This is a genomic window from Proteus hauseri (genome assembly GCF_040139125.1).
In the GTDB taxonomy this organism is placed as follows: domain Bacteria; phylum Pseudomonadota; class Gammaproteobacteria; order Enterobacterales; family Enterobacteriaceae; genus Proteus; species Proteus hauseri_B.
In genome coordinates this window covers 1-22,597 of sequence record NZ_JBEEUB010000001.1, presented here as the reverse complement: position 1 = coordinate 22,597, position 22,597 = coordinate 1, and the positions used below count along the sequence as shown (strand labels likewise).

The 22,597-nt window shown below is 37.6% G+C and carries 23 protein-coding genes; 14 read left to right on the top strand and 9 right to left on the bottom strand.

Translation table 11 applies throughout. The features are described 5' to 3' along the window. Nucleotides 1-34 precede the first annotated feature (34 nt). The 5 genes from ABN099_RS00115 (at nt 35) to ABN099_RS00095 (ending at nt 2,752) form a co-directional block, all read left to right on the top strand. Entirely contained in the window at nt 35-1,060 is a 1,026-nt protein-coding gene (locus ABN099_RS00115) for a threonine aldolase family protein (protein WP_349461644.1), read from the top strand. Between the two features lie 194 nt (nt 1,061-1,254). Further along, nucleotides 1,255-1,518: a DUF3811 domain-containing protein gene (locus ABN099_RS00110; protein ID WP_349461643.1), complete on the top strand. Its 264-nt coding sequence runs from the start codon at nt 1,255-1,257 to the stop codon at nt 1,516-1,518. Nucleotides 1,519-1,690: 172 nt separating this feature from the next. Next, a complete protein-coding gene (locus tag ABN099_RS00105) occupies nt 1,691-2,155 on the top strand; it encodes a hypothetical protein (RefSeq protein ID WP_349461642.1) in 465 nt (154 codons plus the stop codon). 3 nt (nt 2,156-2,158) lie between these two features. Next, nucleotides 2,159-2,533, top strand: a complete 375-nt coding sequence (locus tag ABN099_RS00100) for a Fic/DOC family protein (RefSeq protein ID WP_349461641.1) — start codon at nt 2,159-2,161, stop codon at nt 2,531-2,533. A 6-nt stretch (nt 2,534-2,539) separates the two neighbouring features. Further along, a complete protein-coding gene (locus ABN099_RS00095) occupies nt 2,540-2,752 on the top strand; it encodes a Fic family protein (RefSeq protein WP_349462222.1) in 213 nt (70 codons plus the stop codon). 84 nt (nt 2,753-2,836) lie between these two features. Here the strand turns inward: ABN099_RS00095 and xylB are convergent, their stop codons facing one another. The 4 genes from xylB to ABN099_RS00075 all read right to left on the bottom strand — a co-directional run bounded on the left by xylB (nt 2,837) and on the right by ABN099_RS00075 (nt 8,368). After that, entirely contained in the window at nt 2,837-4,291 is a 1,455-nt protein-coding gene (gene xylB, locus ABN099_RS00090; RefSeq protein WP_349461640.1) for a xylulokinase, read from the bottom strand. Between the two features lie 97 nt (nt 4,292-4,388). Next, a complete protein-coding gene (gene xylA / locus ABN099_RS00085; protein ID WP_349461639.1) occupies nt 4,389-5,705 on the bottom strand; it encodes a xylose isomerase in 1,317 nt (438 codons plus the stop codon). 11 nt (nt 5,706-5,716) lie between these two features. Further along, a complete protein-coding gene (gene nhaC, locus ABN099_RS00080) occupies nt 5,717-7,192 on the bottom strand; it encodes a Na+/H+ antiporter NhaC (protein ID WP_349461638.1) in 1,476 nt (491 codons plus the stop codon). 6 nt (nt 7,193-7,198) lie between these two features. Next, complete coding sequence (locus tag ABN099_RS00075; protein ID WP_349461636.1) at nt 7,199-8,368, bottom strand: MalY/PatB family protein; 1,170 nt, start codon at nt 8,366-8,368, stop codon at nt 7,199-7,201. 186 nt (nt 8,369-8,554) lie between these two features. On the opposite strand from ABN099_RS00075, the gene ABN099_RS00070 reads away from it, so the two are divergent. The 6 genes from ABN099_RS00070 (at nt 8,555) to arsC (ending at nt 14,162) form a co-directional block, all read left to right on the top strand. Next, nucleotides 8,555-9,721, top strand: a complete 1,167-nt coding sequence (locus tag ABN099_RS00070) for a XylR family transcriptional regulator (protein WP_349461635.1) — start codon at nt 8,555-8,557, stop codon at nt 9,719-9,721. 142 nt (nt 9,722-9,863) lie between these two features. Further along, nucleotides 9,864-10,199 (top strand): metalloregulator ArsR/SmtB family transcription factor, encoded by a 336-nt coding sequence (locus tag ABN099_RS00065; RefSeq protein ID WP_349461634.1) that lies wholly within the window; start codon nt 9,864-9,866, stop codon nt 10,197-10,199. A 47-nt stretch (nt 10,200-10,246) separates the two neighbouring features. Then, nucleotides 10,247-10,612 carry an arsenite efflux transporter metallochaperone ArsD gene (gene arsD / locus ABN099_RS00060; RefSeq protein ID WP_349461633.1) on the top strand — a complete coding sequence of 122 codons (366 nt, stop codon included), beginning with the start codon at nt 10,247-10,249 and terminating at the stop codon, nt 10,610-10,612. A 13-nt stretch (nt 10,613-10,625) separates the two neighbouring features. After that, nucleotides 10,626-12,380: an arsenical pump-driving ATPase gene (gene arsA / locus ABN099_RS00055; RefSeq protein WP_349461632.1), complete on the top strand. Its 1,755-nt coding sequence runs from the start codon at nt 10,626-10,628 to the stop codon at nt 12,378-12,380. Nucleotides 12,381-12,436: 56 nt separating this feature from the next. Continuing rightward, complete coding sequence (locus tag ABN099_RS00050) at nt 12,437-13,726, top strand: arsenic transporter (protein WP_349461630.1); 1,290 nt, start codon at nt 12,437-12,439, stop codon at nt 13,724-13,726. A gap of 10 nt (nt 13,727-13,736) precedes the next feature. Further along, nucleotides 13,737-14,162 carry a glutaredoxin-dependent arsenate reductase gene (arsC, locus tag ABN099_RS00045; protein WP_349461629.1) on the top strand — a complete coding sequence of 142 codons (426 nt, stop codon included), beginning with the start codon at nt 13,737-13,739 and terminating at the stop codon, nt 14,160-14,162. Between the two features lie 88 nt (nt 14,163-14,250). Here arsC and ABN099_RS00040 read toward each other — a convergent pair whose 3' ends face one another. Beyond that, the gene (locus ABN099_RS00040) at nt 14,251-14,598 is read right to left on the bottom strand and encodes a winged helix-turn-helix domain-containing protein (RefSeq protein ID WP_349461628.1); all 348 of its coding nucleotides are present in this window, start codon (nt 14,596-14,598) and stop codon (nt 14,251-14,253) included. 143 nt (nt 14,599-14,741) lie between these two features. Between ABN099_RS00040 and ABN099_RS00035 the strand changes: the two genes are divergently transcribed. Beyond that, on the top strand, nt 14,742-15,554 hold the full coding sequence (locus ABN099_RS00035) for a sulfite exporter TauE/SafE family protein (protein WP_349461627.1): 813 nt from the start codon (nt 14,742-14,744) through the stop codon (nt 15,552-15,554). An 82-nt stretch (nt 15,555-15,636) separates the two neighbouring features. On the opposite strand, the gene ABN099_RS00030 is transcribed toward ABN099_RS00035, so the two are convergent. The 4 genes from ABN099_RS00030 to ABN099_RS00015 all read right to left on the bottom strand — a co-directional run bounded on the left by ABN099_RS00030 (nt 15,637) and on the right by ABN099_RS00015 (nt 20,129). Beyond that, nucleotides 15,637-16,017 (bottom strand): VOC family protein, encoded by a 381-nt coding sequence (locus ABN099_RS00030; RefSeq protein ID WP_349461625.1) that lies wholly within the window; start codon nt 16,015-16,017, stop codon nt 15,637-15,639. A 109-nt stretch (nt 16,018-16,126) separates the two neighbouring features. After that, the gene (locus ABN099_RS00025) at nt 16,127-16,423 is read right to left on the bottom strand and encodes a VF530 family protein (RefSeq protein WP_349461624.1); all 297 of its coding nucleotides are present in this window, start codon (nt 16,421-16,423) and stop codon (nt 16,127-16,129) included. A gap of 180 nt (nt 16,424-16,603) precedes the next feature. After that, nucleotides 16,604-18,190, bottom strand: a complete 1,587-nt coding sequence (locus ABN099_RS00020; RefSeq protein ID WP_349461623.1) for an MFS transporter — start codon at nt 18,188-18,190, stop codon at nt 16,604-16,606. Between the two features lie 70 nt (nt 18,191-18,260). Next, nucleotides 18,261-20,129, bottom strand: a complete 1,869-nt coding sequence (locus tag ABN099_RS00015; protein WP_349461622.1) for an amidohydrolase — start codon at nt 20,127-20,129, stop codon at nt 18,261-18,263. A 543-nt stretch (nt 20,130-20,672) separates the two neighbouring features. Here ABN099_RS00015 and ABN099_RS00010 point away from each other — a divergent pair. Both ABN099_RS00010 and ABN099_RS00005 read left to right on the top strand, forming a co-directional pair. After that, nucleotides 20,673-22,280 carry a ShlB/FhaC/HecB family hemolysin secretion/activation protein gene (locus ABN099_RS00010; protein WP_349461621.1) on the top strand — a complete coding sequence of 536 codons (1,608 nt, stop codon included), beginning with the start codon at nt 20,673-20,675 and terminating at the stop codon, nt 22,278-22,280. Between the two features lie 20 nt (nt 22,281-22,300). Next, nucleotides 22,301-22,597: hypothetical protein (locus ABN099_RS00005; protein WP_349461620.1), on the top strand; the 297-nt coding region annotated here is incomplete at its 3' end.

Here is a 22,597-nt window from a genome sequence, read left to right as displayed (position 1 = left end):
CAACACATAAAAAGTTTATATAACAGGAGTACACATGTACCGCTTCCAAAACGACTATAACGAAATTGCGCATCCTGCGGTCATGAAAGTGATCACCGATATGGTAGGTCAACGCTATGATGGTTATGGTATGGATAAGCTATGTCATCAAGCAGCTGAATTAATAAAACAACGTATACAAAAACCTGATGCTGACATTCACTTTTTTAATGGCGGAACGATCACTAATCTCACCGCAATATCCCATTTTTTGCGTCCTCATCAAGCGGTTATTTCTGTGAGTACTGGGCATATTGCCACTCATGAAACGGGCGCGATAGAAGCAACAGGGCATAAAGTTATTACTACTTTTTCAGCCGATGGCAAATTGACACCCGATCATCTCAAACCAATCATTGCTGAACATAATGATGAACATTGGGTACAGCCTAAGCTTGTTTATATTACTAATGCGACAGAAATTGGTACGGTATATCGCAAGTCTGAAATTCAGGCACTACGCCAATTTTGTAATGAACATGATTTATGGTTATATCTTGATGGTGCTCGATTAGCGGGCGGATTGATGTCGGCAGAGAGTGACCTCACAATAGAAGATATCGCAGCGCTTACTGATGCTTTTTATATTGGTGGCACAAAGATTGGTGCAATGTCTGCTGAAGCATTAGTTATCAGCAATCCTGCATTAAAATCAGATTTTCGTTTTAGCCTAAAACAAAAGGGTGGTTTACAAGCGAAAGGCTGGTTATTAGGTGCTCAATTTTATGCGCTATTTACTGACGATCTCTATTTTAAGCTAGGTAAGCATATTAATGAGATGGCAACACAGTTAGCTGACTTTTTCACTCAGCAAGGATTTGAATTTTTAGCACCACCTGAATCTAACCAAGTATTTGTTATTTTACCCAATGCTATTGCTGATAAATTAACCCAACAATTTGTTTTTCATCGAGTGTTATTAGATGATCCTAATTTAAGTTGTTTGCGTCTTTGTACTTCATGGGCAACAACTCAAGAAGATATTGATAGTTTTAAGGCTGCATTTTTTCAATTAATTTAGTCAGTTAAATCTATTATACCTAATCACTTATGCATTACATTATTAAACTTGTAATGCATAAGGCTGTTGTTATAAATATCCAAACAACAGAAAACGCTAAGCTAAGTGCATTAAATTAAAAAATTTAATTATTGTTAGGCAATTCAATGATGTTATATTAACTACTCATAACTCAACATAAGTAGGGTAATATAATGAAAAAACTGACGATGCAAGAAATGACTGATGCCCAACAGATGCGAGTGAAAACCAGGATAGGACAAGAAAGAAAGAAATTAGGACGAGAATTAACCAACTCAGAATTGAATAAAGTCAAAGACTCCATTATTACCGAAATCTCCCTCGAAGTTGAAAAAGCCACTAAGAAAGTACGCGCCCAAAAGAAAAAAGACAAACTAGTTCCTAGCGATGCAACCTATAGCTGGTCATCTAACAATCATAGCCGTGGATACCGCTAACTAATTCCTAAAATAAAACACAGCCCTGACGCTTTTTTGGGGGCTATGTTTTATTTTAATAACTAGTTAATTAAACATTATTTTCAATAAGTTATAGCATTTTTGTCACTATCATTAAATCTTAAAACAAGATATAGTGAGACTATGGAGTAACAAGATTTGGTGAATTAAGATGAAAGCAAAAGTTATTCTTAAGGCAAATAGCATTGAGGAGTTACAAGCCTTAGGTGCTTATCATGAACTAAAAAAATGTATTGAAAATGAACTTGGTACTAAATTAGATGTTGATGAGTGGAATTCTTTTTATAAAAAAATATCTTCAATTCGAACTTCAATAAATAATATAAAAAATCATGATAATTTAATCGATAGGAGTAAATCATTTTCTGAAGCCAAAGTTTCTATTTCCAACATTTTTCAGTTTGATGTAAAGGCTCGAAGCTGGCGCTCCCTTGAATTAAGGATCCAACATTTAATACATTTATTTTCTATAAATAGTTTCGATCCATACGAATACTATGAGAAATATAAACTTAAAAAATTTTGTGACAGTTCAAAACTTGAAGGGATCAATATCATTATTCCCGACAAATCCATCTCACTAGAAAGTGTTCTAAAAAAATATACTAGAAGGTAGGCTATGGATAAATATGATGTTGCAAATGACTGTTATTGTTACCCCAAATCACCAACATTAAAAAACAAGCTAAATATCCAAGCTATTGATTTATTAGAACAAGCTGAAAGAGAAATTACAGCCCTAACTATTCAAAATATAAAATTTTATCAACCTCCTTATGATTTCAACTATATTTGTAGCCTACATTATCAACTTTTCTCCAATCTCTATGAATGGGCAGGTAAAGTTCTTACTATAGATATTTCAAAGGGCGGTACTCGTTTCTGCACTTGTATTAGAATACTGCCTGAAATAAATCGATTGTTATCTCAATTAAAGAATAATAATTGGTTAATGGATTTATCTACAAATGATTTCTGTGAGAAACTAGCTTAATATTATATTGAATTTAATATGATCCATCCATTTAGAGAAGGTAATGGTAGGGTCCAACGTTTGTTTTTTGAACATTTAGCCTTAGCTGCAAGCTATGATCTAAATTGGGCTGATATCAATCAAGATGAGTGGATTAAAGCTAATATTGATGGTGTAAACGTTAATTACACGCCGATGGAAACTATTTTTAAACGTATTGTAACTATTTTGCCTAATTAATAAGTAGCCTCCAATTTTAAATAGAGGCTACCATATAATAATATAAATAATTTGTGTTATTACCCTGATATTGACGCAATATTGCTATATTTCCATCGTTTCAATTAATAAGTATAGTTTTTTAAAAGCCTGATATTTATTTTCATACGCAGCATGTTTTTCTTTATTTGGCGTATGTTGTAATTCTAATTTAGGCTGAGAAAGTATTATTTTTGAAGAGTGCGCTGGATTAATGGCTAATTGAGCAAGTCTTGCCGCACCAAGCGCAGGACCAATATCTCCACCTTGGCGATAATCTAATGTTTTACCTGTAATATCAGCAAGTAATTGCCGCCAATAAACGCTTTTAGCACCACCGCCAATTAATGTAATCGTATCCGCCATTTGCCCAGCACTATCAGCCACTTCAATACCTTGGCGTAATGCAAAACTCACACCTTCAAGTACCGCTTGGCATAAATCAGCTCGTTGATGCTCATGCGTTAATCCCCAAAACACGCCTTTTGCATTAGGATTATTATGTGGTGTTCGTTCACCAGAAAGATAGGGTAGAAATAACAGAGGACTACTGGCAAAGGTATGTTGTTCAATCTCTTCAAACATCGCCGCGACATTATCAATACCAGTTAATTGGCAAACCCAATCAAGACAAGATGCCGCACTTAACATCACCGACATTAAATGCCATGTATTCGGTAATGCATGACAAAAACTATGTACAGCATTATCCGTATTGTGAAGAAATTTTTCGCTGACAACAAAATAAACCCCAGATGTTCCCAATGACAACATTGCCTGAGCCGGTTGATAAACACCCACACCAATAGCACCAGCGGCATTATCACCGCCACCAGCAATAATAGGGACTTGCTTCATATGCCATTTTTTAGCCACTTCTGGCAATAAATATCCGGTTATCTGATTACCTTCAAATAAGGTTGGCATTTGGCGTCGTGAAAGCCCCGTTGCTGCTAACAGTTCATCACTCCAATCACGCTTTTGCATATCTAACCAAAGCGTACCCGCTGAGTCCGACATATCGCTGGCAAAATTACCGCTCATTTTCCAACGTAAAAAATCTTTAGGTAACAATACATGCGCAATACGCTGAAAAATTTCAGGTTCATTTTCAGCAACCCACTGAATTTTTGGTGCAGTAAAACCCGGCATCAGCAAATTGCCCGTTAATTTTTTAAACTGAGGATACTGTTTTTCGAGTGTTTGGCACTGCTTAAAGCTGCGTCCATCATTCCATAAGATAGCAGGGCGTAATACATTTTGATGATCATCTAATAAAACTGCACCATGCATTTGACCACTTAAACCTATCGCTTTTATATTTCCCATTGAATAGGTTTGACTAAGCTGCGTAATCGCTTCTTCTGTTGCACGCCACCACGCGAGTGGGTTTTGTTCAGACCATTGAGGATGAGGGCGTGATATTGCTAAAGAAACTGAATGGCTAGCAATAACATCACCTTGCTCATTCATAATAATCGCTTTAACGCTTGATGTGCCTAAATCTAGCCCTAAATACATAAAGTGACCTCATGAGACGGTATCTAATAAACGACAAACTGTAGAATAAACACAGCAGAAGATCCGCTGTGTTTATATTTTGGCTTCATAAATAGAGTTAACCAAAAATATAGCGGTTTACTAAGCTTTCGAGCATCTCTTGGCGACCGCTTTGCAATTGTGGTGCTAAGGTGTTGGTTTGTGCATATTTAGCCACATCGTCAAGACTTAGTTTACCTTGTAAGATATTTTGACCAAATTCAGCACTCCAACCTGAATAACGCTGAGCGGTGAACTTATCAAGACCACCATCTTGGATCATTCTAGCGGCAATGCGCAGTGCCATCGCCATGGTGTCCATACCAGAGATATGACCATAGAATAGATCGTATTTATCGTTACTTTGACGACGTACTTTTGCATCAAAGTTTAAACCACCTGTTGTGAATCCACCTGATTTTAGAATTTCATACATCACTAAGGCGTTTTCTTCTACGCTATTAGGGAACTGATCGGTATCCCAACCTAACTGTGGATCACCACGGTTAGCATCGACAGAACCCAAAATACCTAATGCAATTGCAGTGGCGATTTCATGGTGGAAACTGTGTCCTGCTAATGTCGCATGGTTAGCTTCAATATTTACTTTTACTTCTTTTTCTAAACCAAATTGCTTTAAGAAACCATAAACTGTTGCTGTATCATAATCATATTGATGTTTAGTTGGCTCTTGTGGTTTAGGTTCAATCAGCAATGTGCCTTGGAAACCAATTTTATGTTTATGCTCAACCACCATCTGCATAAAGCGACCAATTTGTTCTCTCTCTTGGCGTAAATCTGTATTCAGCAGCGTTTCATAACCTTCACGACCACCCCATAACACATAGTTTTCACCTTCAAGGGTTTTAGTCGCTTTCATCGCTTCACAAACTTGTGTTGCAGCCCATGCAAAAACGTCAGGATCTGGATTAGTTGCAGCACCGGCACCATAACGAGGATGAGTAAAACAGTTTGCTGTACCCCATAATAACTTAACGTTAGTCTCTTGCTGCTTTTGCGCTAAAACCTCGGTTATTGCTGCCATGTTGTTGATATATTCGTTGATATTGCTACCTTCAGAAATAACATCAACATCATGAAAACAGTAAAAAGGCACATTCAACTTATGGAAAAACTCAAATGCAACATCTGCTTTTCGTTTGGCTTGCTCTAATGCTTCACCTGGCGTTTGCCAAGGTCTGTCAAAAGTACCAATACCAAACATATCCGCGCCATTCCAACAGAAGTTGTGCCAATAACAGGCAGCAAATCTTAGATGGTCTTCCATACGTTTACCTAAAATAACCTCGTCAGGATTATAATAACGGAACGCTAAAGGGTTATTGCTGGTAGTACCTTCATATTGAATTCTTTCAATTTTATCGAAGTAAGACATGAAGACCGTCCTTATTTAGTTTCAAGTTGTAATTCTGAATGTGATTCAAGCTCAGCAGTCATTTCTTGCTGCTCTTCTGGTGTTAATTTGGCAATACCAAAGCCCGTAAAGCCCCACAACATGGCAAAGAAGATGCCACTCCAGCACAGAACAGCCCAAGGTAAGTAACTTAAGGTAGCGACACCTAACGTACCTGCCATATAAGCGCCAGCTGCAGTCCACGGTAAAATAGGTTCAAAGATAGTGGCGGAGTCTTCTACAGTACGAGCAAGGTTTTTAGGGTGTAATCCACGTTCGATATAAGCGCCACGTAACATTTCGATAGGAATAAGAATGGAGATTTGACCATTACACGTCACACCAATCATGGTTAACCCACAAACGATGGTTGCAACAATCATAGAGCCTGTAGAGTGAACCATTTTTAACAGCGCATGAACAATCACTTCTAACGCGCCACTTAACGATAATGTGCCAGCAAAAGAGAGCGCACAGAAACAGATAAGTAGGGTGCTCATCATCGAGTTCATACCACCACGATTAAGCAAGTTACCTAACAACTCAGGGACTTCTTTACCTTGGATCATCGAGACATTAAAGCCATCAACGGCACTTTTTACGATATCGTGTAGACCAAACCCTTGGATCAGATAAGCATTGAACATCGCAATAGCAGCAGACGCTAACATTACTGGGATAGTTGGTTTTTTGGTGATGGAGCCATATAAAATGACTAATACAGGAATAAGCAGAATAAGGTTAAAGTTATAAACGCTAGCAAGCCCATCTGTAATTAAAGTCACCTTTTCAGGTACACCTTGGCCCGCTAAATCGCCATTCATCCCATAAACCGTCATAACGATAGCGGTTAGGATAAGCGAAGGTAACGTGGTATAGAGTAAGTGCCAAATATGTTGATACAGGTCTATTCTTGCAGCCATTGCAGCAAGGTTAGTATCTCCTGATAATGGCGATAGTTTGTCACCGAAATAAGCACCAGCAACCACAGCACCTGCGGTAGCAGCTAAGTTGGCATCCATACCTACGGCAACGCCCATAAAGGCAACACCAATTGTACCCGCAGAGCCCCAAGAGGTGCCTGTACAAACTGAAACCAGTGAAGTGACCAGCAGTGCAGTAACATAAAGCATGGTCGGGCTTATCATTTTTAAGCCGTAATAGATCATTAGAGGAATAGTTCCACCAATCATCCATGTACCGATTAGCAAACCAACACTGATTAAAATCAGCAAGGCTGGCATCGTTTTAGCAATTTTTTGTGAGATAGCCGTTAAGATTTCGTCATAGCGATAACCTAACCGTTTTACTAATAGAGCAGCAACAACAGTGGATAGCACCATAAGCGGTTCAGGAGGCAGATCAAACGCGGCATAACCACCTCCTAATAACACCACCATGGTGAGAATAGGAAAGAGAGACTCAAGCAGCGTCGGTGTTCTTGGGCTGTTTATCGTTTGCGTTTTCATTTTTATTTATTCCAAACTGGCGTAAGGTAAGGTACGAATAAGCCGAGTAAAAACGTTTTCCAGAGTCGAACGAGGTGTTGCGATATTAATACGAAAAAAACCATCCCCTGCGGCACCAAATCCACTTCCCCAGCTCATTTCTACTTCGGCTAATGAAACAAACCAATGTTTTAATTGTTCTTCGGTTAACTGCATTTGTTGATAATTAATCCATAACATGTAAGTGCCATGGCTTTGAGTAATAACCCAATCAGGAAAATAACGTTCACACTGTTCTTTTACCCAACGACGGTTATCAGCAAGATAATTCTTTAATTCCAAAACCCATTGTTGACCTTGAAAGGTATAGGCTTGCAAAAAGGCAGGTACTGAAAAATAGCCGGGATTATGAATACCAGCAGCAATTAAACAGTGCTTAAACTTTTCACGATATTGCGGGTTACCAATAATAATATTGGCAACTTCAAGCCCAGCTAAATTGAAAGTTTTAGCCGGAGAAGTACATATAAAAGAGTGCTGTTCTACATAAGAATTGAGTGATGAAATAGGGTAATAAACAGCGTTATCAAAAATAAAATCGGCATGAACATCATCTGAAATAATAAATACCTGATGTTTTTCAGCTAATGCAGCAATTTTTAATAAATCCTCACGTTGCCATACCATACCAGTAGGATTATGTGGCGATAATAAAATAAAGCAGACTGACTGTTTAAATTTACTTTCTAAATCTTCAAAATCAATTTGATACTGTTTATCACGATAAATAAGCGTACTTTCTAATAATTCGCGCTGATTTACGCTTACTGCATGACTAATAGGATGGTAAGCTGGTGACAATGTTGTGACTTTATCGCCAACTTGAGTAAAGTTTTGAATATAAAGAGAAACGGCTTGAATAATCCGGGGGCAGAAAACAATAGTTTCTGGGTTTACCGTCCACTGATATTGCGTTTTAAACCAGTTAGCTGCAACGTTATTCCAATCATGGCTAAGATCGGTATAACCATAAATGCCTAGCTGATTAAATTCAGTGAGTTTGTTAATAATAAAATCAGGTGCCGCAATATCCATATCAGCAACAGATAATGGAATTAGATTTGCATTACTATGGCACCATTTTGCGCTATAGGTATTTTGCCTAGAAATTGTTTTATTAAAGTTATTTAGGTACATGAAAATCCCCTCGGCAATATTGTTTAAAACAAAATACGCGTTGTGTTACTTATTCGTTATTCCTATTTTTTACTTTGCTATTACGAAATCTGGCTTGTGTGATAACAATCACATAGCAATGAAAGCAAGTTCTTGCAAAATCAAAGCTATGGTTTAATGCCAAATAGGGGAATTAGGTAAATAAAAATGAAAAAAGATAAGTACTATCGAATTGTATTGCTATTTAATGCCAATAAAGTCTATGACCGCCAAGTCGTTGAAGGTGTTGGGGAATACCTTCAAGCATCACAGTGTCATTGGGATGTTTTTATTGAAGAGGATTTTCGTACTCGACTCGATAATATTAACCATTGGGTCTGTGATGGTATTATTGCTGACTTTGACGACCCGATCATTGCTAAACATTTAAGCCAGTCGCCTTTATCCGTTATTGGCGTGGGGGGTTCTTATCATAATCCAGAAAATTATCCGCCAGTTCCTTATATTGCAACAGACAATAACGAATTAGTTCGCCAAGCCTTTTTACATTTAAAACAGAAAGGGCTCAAACACTTTGCTTTTTATGGCTTACCAGCAAAAGAGTATTCTCATTGGGCTAATGAAAGAGAGTACGCTTTTCGCCAACTGGTCACTTCAGAAAAATATCCCGGTATTGTTTATAACGGGATGGATATTACGCAAGAGAATTGGCAACACGCACAAAATCGTCTATCTGATTGGATCCAAACTTTACCACCACAAACTGGCATTATTGCGGTAACAGATGCAAGAGCACGTCATCTTCTGCAAGTTTGCGACAACTTAAATATTAATGTGCCAGAAGAGATCAGTATTATCGGTATTGATGATGAAGATATGACACGCTATTTATCACGTATTGCGCTTTCATCGGTGGTTCAAGGTTCACGACAAATGGGCTATTTAGCCGCCAAACTATTACACCAATCTTTAGAAGGGCAACAGATAGATAAACGGCAAAGAGTATTAGTGCCTCCTGCTAAAATTGTAGAGCGTCGCTCAACAGATTTTCACTCCTTTAACGATCCCACTGTTATTCAAGCAATGCACTATATCTATTACAACGCTTGCAAAGGGATTAAAACTGAGCAGGTATTAGATGCAGTAAATATGTCGCGTTCTAATTTAGAGCAACGCTTTAAAAAAGAGGTAGGTAAAACCATTCATACGGTTATTTATGAAGAGAAACTCAAACGAGCGCAGAATTTATTAATCACTACCACGCTAGCAATACAAGAGATCTCCGTTATGTGCGGCTATCCCTCATTGCAATATTTTTACTCTATCTTTAAAAAAGAATTTGGTATGACGCCAAGAGAGTTTAGGGATGAGTAATTAATCACGCTCTAGCGATGGTTTCTTCTTAGACTAAAAATATCCTCCATCATTTTACCAATACTTTTACCAACCCCATCACATTCGATTTGACGTATATGTTTACTTGGTATACCTTAGTGAAAGATTAAAAGGAGCCGGTATGACACCACTACAACTGTTTAAACTATTAGGTGATGAAACTCGATTAGATATCGTATTGCTATTAAAGGCATCGGGTGAACTCTGTGTTTGTGATATCTATACAGCGTTAAATCTCTCACAACCTAAAACCTCACGTCACCTTGCCATGCTGCGTGAATCGGGATTATTGCTGGATTCTAAGCAGGGTAAATGGGTACATTACCGACTATCTCCAACACTATTACCTTGGGTAAAAAATATTATCGAACTGACATATGCTACTGAAAAAGATAGGGTGTCTCTGTTATTAAAAGCGATAGAAAACAAAGCGCCTATGGGTAGCTGTTCTAATTAATTTTTTTAAATATACATATACGTTTAAACATATATAAGGTTGCTATTATGAAAAAATTAGAGGTATTTGATCCCGCGTTATGTTGTAGCACGGGGGTTTGTGGAACCGATGTTGACCAAGCATTAGTCGATTTCGCAACAGATGCTGATTGGCTGAAAAAGAGAGGCGTTAACCTACAGCGATTTAATTTAGCCCAAGAACCATTGGCATTTGTAAACAATGCAAAAGCCAACGCTTTTTTGCAAACCGCAGGCGCTGGTTCACTGCCACTACTTCTACTTGATGGCGAAGTGGTATTAACAGGGCGTTATCCAAAACGTCATGAATTAGCCCGTTGGTTTGGTATTCAAATGACAGATGAAAAAATAGGCAGGGCTCAAGCTTGCTGTGGTAATAACAAATCTTGCTGCTAATAGGACAAATAAAATGAAATTCTTAGATAACACGCCTAATTATCTATTTTTTACTGGTAAAGGCGGTGTAGGTAAAACCTCTATCTCTTGTGCAACCGCTATTAAATTAGCAGAAGAAGGTAAAAAAGTATTATTAGTGAGTACAGATCCCGCTTCTAACGTCGGTCAGGTATTTTCACAAACCATAGGCAATAGCATTAAAGCTATTTCCCTTGTTGCTAATTTATCAGCTATAGAAATTGATCCTCAAGCGGCAGCTGAAGAGTATCGTAATAAAATTATTAATCCTATTAGAGATAGCTTACCTGAAGCCGTGATTCAAAGTATTACTGAGCAACTTTCCGGGGCTTGTACCACTGAAATTGCGGCTTTTGACGAGTTTACCGGTTTACTAACTAATAAAGATATTACCGATAAATTTGACCATATTATTTTTGATACCGCACCAACGGGTCATACTATTCGTTTATTACAACTACCCGGTGCTTGGAGTGATTTCATTAGCGATAACCCTGATGGTGCATCTTGTTTAGGTCCAATGTCAGGATTAGAAAAACAGCGTGAACAATATGGCATGGCAGTAGAAGCATTAAGTGATAAACAACTTACTCGATTAATATTAGTTGCGCGTCCACAATCAGCTGCCTTACGTGAAGTGGCAAGAACCTACCAAGAGCTATCAAACTTGGGAATTAAAAACCAACAATTGGTGATTAATGGCGTTTTTCCTAAGTCTGCTGTGATTGAAAATGACAAACTGTCATATGCGTTATATCAACGCGAACAAGTTGCGATAAATAATATGCCAGATGTACTTCGTTTATTGCCAATAGATATGCTCTACCTGCAAATTATGAATATGGTAGGAATAGAAGCGTTAAAACAGCTTTTGTTAAATCAACCTCAAGTGATCACCGAAAAAGCGGATACAAAAAAACTAAACACTCCATTGCCCACACTCTCTACACTGGTAAAAGCGCTCGCCGCAGAAAAACATGGTTTGATTATGCTAATGGGTAAAGGCGGTGTTGGTAAAACCACTATTGCTGCATCCATAGCCGTAAAATTGGCAGAACAGGGGTTAGATGTGCATTTAACCACGTCAGATCCTGCTGCACATCTCGACAATACCTTAAATGGTCACTTATCAAATCTACAAGTCAGTCGTATTGATCCTGTTGCTGAAACAGAACGCTATCGCAATTATGTATTAGAGACGAAAGGTAAAGATCTCGATGCAGAAGGTAAGGCATTACTTGAAGAAGACTTACGTTCACCATGTACTGAAGAGATTGCGGTATTTCAGGCATTTTCTCGTATTATTCGCGAAGCGGGTAAACGCTTTGTTGTAATGGATACAGCACCAACAGGACATACATTGCTCTTATTAGATGCAACTGGGGCTTATCATAAAGAAATTGCGAAAAAGATGGGCGATAAAGGGCATTTTTTAACGCCAATGATGCAGTTACAAGATCCAAAACGTACTAAGGTAATTATTACAACATTGCCAGAAACAACGCCTATTCTTGAAGCTGAGAATTTACAAAATGATTTAAAAAGAGCCGATATTTATCCTTGGGCATGGGTAATTAATAATAGTTTATCTATTACAGAAACAACTTCGCCATTATTACTTTCAAGAGCGCAACAAGAGATACCTCAAATAGAGAAAGTAACCTCAACATTAGCAGAACGTATTGCTATTGTGCCATTACTTGAAGATGAACCGGTTGGTGTTTCAGCATTAAGTAAGCTTGCTGATTAATCATTATTTATCATCAATAAAAGGTGTTTAAACGCACCTTTTAACAGAGGTTTATTATGCTTATCGCAGCATCTATTTTTATTCTCACTATTACTTTTGTTATTTGGCAACCTAAAGGATTAGGTATTGGTTGGAGTGCCACAATTGGGGCAATGCTTGCTCTTAGTTGTGGCGTCATTAGCTTTCAAGATATTCCTATTGTGTGGAATATCGTCTGGAATGCGACCGCAACTTTTGTTGCCGTTATTATTATTAGCCTTATTCTTGATGAGAGCGGTTTCTTCAAATGGGCAGCACTTCATGTTGCTAAATGGGGTAAAGGGAAAGGGCGATTACTATTTAGTTATATTATTTTATTAGGTGCTGTGGTTGCTGCTTTATTTGCCAACGATGGCGCAGCATTAATTTTAACACCTATCGTTATTGCGATGTTGTTAGCGCTAGGCTTTAGCAAAGGCACAACATTAGCTTTTGTTATGGCGGCTGGGTTTATTGCTGATACTGCAAGTTTGCCACTTATTGTTTCTAATCTTGTCAATATTGTCTCTGCCGACTTTTTCCATATTGGTTTTAGTGAATACGCCTCAATTATGGTGCCTGTTGATATTGCGGCTATTGTGGCTACGTTAATTATGCTGCATTGGTTTTTCAGTAAAGATATTCCGAAAACCTATGATGTGTTAAAACTCGCAACGCCTATTTCCGCGATCAAAGATAAAACCACCTTTAAAGCCGGTTGGTTTGTATTGCTACTTTTATTAGTGGGATTCTTTGTTTTAGAGCCGTTAGGCATTCCAATTAGTGCAATTGCTGCGTTGGGTGCATTGGTTCTTTATCTTATTGCTGCAAAAGGAAAAACCATTAATACAACCAAAGTATTAAAAGGTGCACCGTGGCAAATTGTGATTTTTTCATTAGGGATGTATTTGGTTGTTTATGGGCTAAGAAATGCAGGCTTAACTTACTATCTTTCAGAAACACTCAATATTCTTGCAGATAATGGGCTTTGGGTTGCCACATTAGGCACAGGCTTTATCACTGCGTTTTTATCTTCAATGATGAACAATATGCCTACTGTGTTAATTGGCGCTTTATCTATTGAGGGAAGTAACGCAACGGGTTTGATCCAACAAGCCATGATTTATGCCAATGTTATTGGTGCTGATTTAGGTCCTAAAATTACACCAATTGGCAGTTTAGCAACACTGTTATGGCTACATGTTTTATCACAAAAAAATATGACCATTACATGGGGCTACTATTTTAAAACTGGCATTATTATGACAATCCCTGTTTTAACCGTCACATTAATCGCATTAGCAGTGCGTTTATCTTTTTTAAATTAATGGTAATTAAATGACTAATATAACTATTTATCATAATCCAAACTGCGGCACATCACGTAATACACTAGCGTTAATCCGAAATAGTGGCGTTGAACCGAGCATTATCTATTACTTAGATACGCCACCAACAAAAACTGAACTGACAAAATTAATTGCCGCTATGAAAATCACAGTACGTGAACTTTTACGTAAAAATGTAGAGCCTTATGAACAGTTAAAATTAGTAGACAACACGCTAACAGATGAGCAATTAATCAGTGCAATGTTAGCGCATCCCATTTTAATTAATCGACCTATTGTGGTAACACCATTAGGTACAAAACTGTGTCGTCCTTCTGAAGCGGTATTAGATATTTTGCCCAATAAACAACAGGGCAGTTTTACTAAAGAAGATGGCGAGAAAGTGATTGATGAGAAAGGTAATTGGGTAAGTTAAGTTGAGAAACTAACCGCTGGTGGCAGTAAAACATATTCCATCAACATAAATAGAGGAGGTATTTATACCTCCTCTTATTCTTAAGCACTTAAACTAAATTCTGTATATTTTTAAGCTCATCGGCGGTTGTTATATTAATTTTCTCTTCTAGGGCATCGTACAATTCAATAAGCTGTATTCCTAATGGAGTAAGCACTGAACCACCGCCTTTCTTACCACCAGAACTTGTTGCAACTACTGGCTGACCAAAACCTTGATTTAAACTATCAATAAGTAACCATGCTCGTTTATAAGGAAGTTCTAATTCGCGAGCGGCAGCGGCAATTGAGCTTGTTACGTTAATTTTTTTTAGTAGATCTATTTTTCCTGGCCCAACAGAGATATTTTCACCAATATAAATTCTTGGTCTGACAATCACGACATCCTTCTTGCTCATTGCTGTTACCATTCTTTTTCAAGTTATCTTTTTGACGATGATCAAGCCAATATAATAACACCAAATTTTATATTGTTTATCTAAGAATATTGAGTAACATCGTAATGTCAAAAACGACATAACGAAAGGTGTGATGTAAAATCATGAGTAAAATAGATGCTCGTAATGGTAAGGGATTACTCTCTGGCGGTTTAATTGGTGCTTTAGGTGGCTTAATTGGCTTAGGTGGGGCTGAGTTCCGTTTACCTGTGCTTATTGGTTTATTTCGGTTACCTACGTTAGAAGCGGTTATTTTTAATAAAGCGATGAGCCTTGCTGTTGTTGCCGCGTCTTTCATATTTAGAATGAAAACCGTTCCTTTAGAAACTATTTTTGACAATAGCTATATCGTGGTTAATTTATTGGCAGGTAGTTTAGTCGGTGCTTGGTATGCTGCTGGTCATGCAATGACAATGTCAAGAAAGGGACTAAATAGTATTATTATTGCCTTATTGATCATGCTCTCTATTGTGATGTTAAGCGAAGCTTTTATTGGGTTGGGTAATTCACATACACCACTTTTTGAAAGTAGCGTGCTTCTATTTATTGCCGGCTTAATTTGTGGTTTTCTTATTGGTATTGTCGCCGCTTTGCTGGGTGTTGCTGGTGGCGAGTTATTAATTCCAACGATAGTTATTTTATTTGGTGCAGATATAAAACTTGCAGGTAGCTTATCTTTGGCAGTTAGTTTACCAACCATGATTGTCGGTTTTTTCCGTTATAGCCAATCAAATTCATTTAGTGTGATTAAAAATGAGAAATCTTTCTTTTTATGGATGCTGCTGGGTTCATTAATTGGTGCCGGGATTGGAAGCCTTTTCTTAGGTATTATTCCTTCTAATCTGTTACTTGGTGCATTAGGTGTTATTCTGCTTATTTCTGCGGTTAAAACTGCCAAACATATGAAATCAAATTAAAAGAAATCAAATTTTATATTAGGGGGAATACTCCCCCTAATAACGGATCAGTGACTATTCAATATCAATTACGGCTCAGCTACTAATCAATATTTGTAGTATCTGTTGCACATACTCTTAACCGATGTCCATCAGGATCAAGTGCGACAAAGGTATAGCCAAAGTCTAAGTGTGTAGGCGGCATCTCTATTTGAACATTGAGTTCGCACCATTGCTGATAGATTTTATCTACTTCACCGTTATCTATATCAGACATACAGATTTCAAAGCCCCCAAAATGAGCTTGAGGCTTAGGGTCGATACCAGCTTTTGATTGAATACCTAAAATAAAATCTGAAGATAATGCAAAAACCGAGAACTCACTATAACTTTCTAGCGGTTCTGATTTTAAAATTTTCGCATAAAAATCAGTACTTTTATTAACATCCTCAGCATAGATAATAATACTATTTGGCTTAAACATACTCACTCCTTAAGATTGCATTTACTCTTATGCCGTTATCTTACGATATTGGAGTGACAGAAATTGTCAGTATCGATTTTTTAGTATGATTTAATCGTTGCCACTAATATTAACGCTTGTTTGTCCGGCTATTTGCCCAAGGATCACAATCTGGGTGATCGATAACTTCAATAACCTCATCAATATCATCTTCCAGTGAATCAAGGTATAACGCTTCAACTTCTGCGCGTGCCCAAGGCGTTCTGCGAAGAAATTTTAAGCTTGATTTCACACTTGGATCATTTTTAAAACAGTTGATATTAATCAGCTTACTTAATTTAGCCCAACCGTGTTTAGCCACTAAGGCATTAACTTGCATTTCGAGTGTTACACCGTGTAGGGGATCTTTAGAAACATGTCCTGTCATTCTATTCTCTAGCTAACTTTATTAAATTGTTGAAAAGGAGATGCGGTGCAGAGTACAAGAAAGTGACAAGTGTGGCAATGATAGGAAGATCTCACATACCTTATAAAAACAAATTAAGTAAAAATATAAGGCATGTGAGAATAAATGAGTCAGCTTTCCAATAAGCTCACTAATAACTTATTAAGAGAAGGTAGAAAAAGCAGAGAAACAGTGGGTCACTTTTTTCTTACTAATAATCTTATCTAACTGTTGTTGTAGCTGCTTATCATCTATTGTTGCTCTATCATGTTGGCGAAGATGTTCAGCCCATGAAGAAACCATAAATGTCTCAATAAATTCATTGGTCGTCTCTGATAAAGCAAATAGTCCCCAAGAATATCCACCATCTCTTAAGCGAATAACTTTTAATTTTTTCATTAAATTCAGAAATTCAGCATGTTCCTTTTCTTCAATTTGATAATGAACGCAGACTAATACAGGTCCTTTATCTAGAGGATCGTTATCAACTAGCTCATCAGAGAGCGCAAAGTGGTCAGAGTGTTGCAAATTAATATTGTCATGTTCAAGTTTGACTCTTAATACACATAACCACACCAGAAGAATACCTACCATGGCGGAGAGTAACGCAATAGTCACTGAGGTATGCGAGGCAACTTGTCCCCAAACTAAAGAACCTAATGCCATAGAGCCTGAAAATACGGTTAAATAGAGTGCAAGCCCTCTGGCTCTAACCCAATTTGGTAATGCGGTTTGTGCTGATACCATCAGTGTGGATAACGTTATGATCCAACTAAAACCCGCTAAAAAGCTAGAAAAAATGGCTAAATATTTTGAGGTTGCACTGGCAAAAATAAAGAGCACAAGTGCTGTGCCTATAGTGCCGAAGGCTATCAAAGTACCCGTGCTAAATTTCTCACGTAATGTCGATAAACTAAATGCGCCACATACGGCACCAATACCAATGCTGGTGGTTAATAAGCCATACAATGTGGCATCGCCTTGCAATGAAACCCTAGCAACTAATGGTAACATTGCCCAATAAGCACTCGCAAAAATAAAGAAGCTTGCCGCTCTAATAATGGTTTTAATTAAAGCAGGGCTATAACGAGCATAACGTAAGCCTGAAATCATTGCGGCAACAACAGATTCAGCAGGGAGCTTATCTTCTGATTTTGTTTCACCTTCCCACCACCATACAGCAAAAATAATGGCGATAAAGCTTAACGCATTGAGTAAGAAAGGGAGATATAACCCCACTTGAGAAATCAAAATCCCGGCTAAAGCAGGTCCGATAGCGCGGCTGATATTAATTCCCATGCTATTTAAGGCAATACCCGCTTTTAACTCATTAGGTTGTACAATACTCGGCACTATCGCTTGCCATGCTGGTCCTAAAAATGCCGCACCAGAACCAAGCACAAAAGTAATAAGCAGTAACCAACCGATACTAATTACATTAAAATAGACCAATACTGCCAGTAATGCAGCGGCACATAGCATCAGAATATTAACGATAATAAGCAGTTTTCTTTTATCGAAAATATCAGCAATCGCGCCAGCTGGCAGAGCTAATAAAAACACCGGTAAAGTTGTCATCGCTTGAATGGCGGCAATCATAACGGGATCGGGACTTAAATTAGTCATTAACCAACCCGCACCAACATCGTTCATCCAAGTACCAATATTGGAAAATAGTGTCGCCATCCATAACATAAAAAAGACACGATTGCGTAAAGGCGACCATGCTGAAGTTTGCTGCGTTGCCATAGTTATACTTCTCTCTATTTAGCTGACCAGCAACATAATTGCTGGTCATAATAAGTAAGGGATTAAAACATTAGAATGCAAAGCAAGAGCAACCTACCGCCCCCCAAAAGGCATTATCATCAGAGATAGGAATACCCGACTTACGTGCAATATCGTGTTGATGTCCATGAACATGACAAGCACCGCAACACTGGTGTAACTGAGTTAACACCGCGCTTTGTGTCTCTTGCTGTAGATATGAGTAATGCCCTGGCACTTTGATCACCGGTGACCAATCAGGTAAAACAGGAATAGAAGGCGGTGCTAACGGTGTAAATGTGTCGTTGGCATACACAATTTTGCCATCAACAACCGTCAACAGTGACTCAATGGCTTTAATTTCGGCTTCTGGTACAGCAAAGTAATTAGCGGAAAGGGCGACAAAATCGGCAAGTTGTCCTGCTTTAATTTGTCCTTTTTTACCTTGCTCGTTAGAGAACCAAGAGCTACCCATTGTCCATAGCATTAATGCGGTATCTCTATCTAAACGGTTATTGGCATCATACATTTGCATACCACCTACCGTGCGACCTGAAACTAACCAATAAAGGGCAGTCCATGGGTTGTAACTAGCAACACGAGTTGCATCTGTACCTAAACCGACGGGAACATCAGCATTTAGCATTTTGGCAATTGGCGGAGTATGTTTAACTGCTTCAGAACCATAACGCTGTGCAAAGTATTCTCCCTGAAATGCCATGCGATGCTGAATAGCTAATCCACCACCTAATGCTTTAACGCGCTCAATATTCTTCTCACTGATGGTTTCTGCGTGATCAAAAAACCAATGTAGACCATCAAAAGGAATATCTTTATTCACTTTTTCAAACACATCTAACATGCGACTAATCGATTCGTTATAGGTTGCATGTAAACGAAATGGCCAACGATGCTCAACTAAATGGCGGATCACTTTCTCAAGTTCAGCATCCATATTTTCAGGCAGAACAGGTCTTGGTTGTAAAAAGTCTTCAAAGTCAGCCGCAGAGAACACCAACATTTCACCAGCACCATTGTGACGATAAAAATCAGTCCCTTCGCCAGGAGAGATCATTGATGTCCATTGCTGAAAATCTTCTAGCTCTTGTTTTGGTCGTTGGGTAAATAAATTATAGGCAATGCGGATTGTCAGCTGCTCATTTTTTGCTAATTCAGCAATCACTTCATAATCTTCTGGATAATTTTGAAATCCACCGCCAGCATCGATTGCACTGGTAACACCAAGGCGATTTAGCTCTCGCATAAATTGACGTGTTGAATTCACTTGATAATCAAGCGGTAAGGTAGGACCTTTAGCTAAAGCGGAATAAAGCAACATCGCGTTAGGTTTTGCGATTAATAACCCCGTTGGATTGCCGTGTTCATCACGCTGAATTTCACCACCTGGGGGGTTAGGAGTATCTTTGGTATAACCAATCGCCCGTAATGCGGCTTTGTTTAGCAACGCACTATCATAAAGGTGAAGAACAAACACGGGGGTATCAGGAGAAACCGCATTTATCTCATCTAGCGTTGGCATACGCCTTTCTGCAAATTGGAATTCACTCCAACCGCCAACAACGCGAACCCATTGCGGTGACGGTGTCACTTGCGCCTGTGCTTTTAGCATTTCAAGGGCAATAGAGAGAGAAGGCACACCTTCCCAACGTAGTTCTAAATTGTAATTTAATCCACCACGAATAAGGTGAAGGTGTGAATCATTTAATCCGGGGATAATAACGTGATTTTTTAAGTCGATAACTTCTGTTTCTGCATTTTTAAACCGCATGGCTTCATCATTTGAGCCAACAAAAAGAAATTTACCCTCATTAACAGCAATAGCTTGAGCGATTGGGTTTTCTCGATCAAGGGTATGAATATCACCATTGATAAATATTTCAGATGCGAAAGTTTTATTCATGATTATAGCTTTCCTATTTTAGAGAAACTAACTCTTTATTAAATAAAGGAGAGAGAATTACATTAATATATAAACAATACAGGCAACGAGTTCTTTAACAAAAACAATGAGAGTTTATTAAAAGGTGAGATATGTTTTATTTAATAAAAATTGTAGCTTAATTTGGCATTATTACCATTTAAAACATTTGTTTTAAGAAATCAAAAAAAATGAATGACTTATATCACCTATCTGAATAAATATTTTAATGCATTGATTTTTAAGATATTTTAAAATTAAGAACAGATATAAAAAAATGGTCATATGCTAGCAATATAAATATCATCATACTTAAAAATAATTAAAATATAACCAAAGAATATAATGGCAGATATAAAACATAAGCTTATACGTCTTTTGTTTTTTGATAACCTCCCCGATTAATACTGTATGTAATAATGCCATCTCATATTCAGGGATGACGGTGTTATGCAACGAAAACATTTACATAGATATATTAAATTATTATTTTCGTGTTTATGGCTTTTAATAAGTGAAAATAGTTTGGCGAACAGTAATACTCTGCCAGTTAATGGTGACAGCGTTCAAATTGAACAAAAGCAACGCTTAATGCAAGAGCGAGATCAACGAAGCAAACTAGAAACACCCCAGATACCCACGTTAGAAACCAATCCAGTAGATAATAATATCAATCAACCTTGTTTTATCATTAATTCTATTTTGCTTTCTGGTTCTACTTTATTAACTCCGAAAGAGACAGCTAGGCTTATTACACCTTATCAGCAACGTTGTCTTACATTAAGTGAGATGCAAAATATCACTAACAGCATCACTAACCACTATATAGAGCGGGGCTATATTACTTCTCAAGCTTTTATAGCAGAGCAAGATCTTACTCATAATCAACTTATCATTAATGTTATTGAAGGTCGTATTAACTCAATTGACATTGAAGATTCTCCTGCTCGTTTAGCCTCAATGATATTTCCGACGCAAAAAGATAACTATCTTAATCTACGCGATATTGAACAAGGACTTGAACAGCTTAATCGGCTAAAAAGTGCAAAATATACCATTGATATTTATCCTGAAACCACCGCAGGTTATTCAAATATTACCATTAAGAAAAAAACTAAAAAATTCCCATTTAGTGCACAGTTTACTCTTGATAATTTAGGTTCAAAAATAACAGGAAAAACACTATTAACGAGTAGTATCACGGTCGATTCTTTATTTGGGCTAGGGGAGCAGTGGTCATTTGCTATCAATAGCAATACAGATATCTATCAATCTCATCATCATAATCGCTATTATCTGGCTGCGATTAATGTGCCATATGGTTATTGGTCTTATCAATATCAGTTCTATCACCAAAGCACACGACAACCTTATAAAATAGCAGATAACGATTATGACTATAATAGCCTAAATATTAATCAGCAATTTGATATTAGCCGCTTACTTTATCGTGATAATAAACAGCGATTTACCTTACAAGCATCCTTAAAACATAAGAAATCTCACACTCAACTTGCTCAGCAAACCCTAGCAATAAGTAGCCCAAGGTTAACGGCAATATCATTAACACCTCAATATAGTACTGTAGTGGGAAAAGGATATTTTACCTTTAACCCTACTGCTGAATTTGGTGTTTCACTTTTCGGAGCATCGTCAGATTCTAAAAATTCACCTCGTAGCAATTACCGAAAAATAAGCCTAAGTAGTAGTTATCAACATTACTTTCCTTATGAGCTGACTTATTTAACTTCTTTTTACGCACAATATACCCCTGACAATCTTTATAGCATTGAGCAGATAGCGCTTGGTGGTTTGTATTCTATTCGTGGATATCAAGCTAAAACACTAAATGGTAATCGTGGATTCTATTGGCGCAATGAAATTAATGGGAAGCTTGCACACTCTTCTATTGGTCAATGGCGATTTATCGGTGCTTTAGATTACGGGTTTATTGCAGCTGATAAATATCACACTGAGCGCCATTCGCTGGTGGGTGCGGCTATCGGTTTATCGCTAACGCATCATTCATCATTATTTTTTTCTCAATTCTTAATAGGTAAATCGCTTTATTTCCCTTCATCACTAGAACCAGATCGCTGGTCTTTTTATTGTTCTGTCGCGTTTTCTATTTAGCCAAAAAAAAGGAGTTTTTTATGTCTAAAAAGGATATCTCTCGCAAACAGCGTTTTTTAACTTACGGCATTATTTATCTTATCGCCGTTTATCCATTACATCCCGCATGGAGTTCTACACTTACACCTACTAATAAGCAGATTCAAATTAGCCAGCAAGGATCTATTCCTATTATCAATATCGCCACACCTAATGCTGGTGGTATATCTCATAATCAATTTCACGCTTTTAATATTGGTAAACCAGGCGTTGTTATTAATAACGCAATAAGCCCTGTTAGTTCTCAATTAGCAGGGCTGGTTAATGCTAATCCCAAT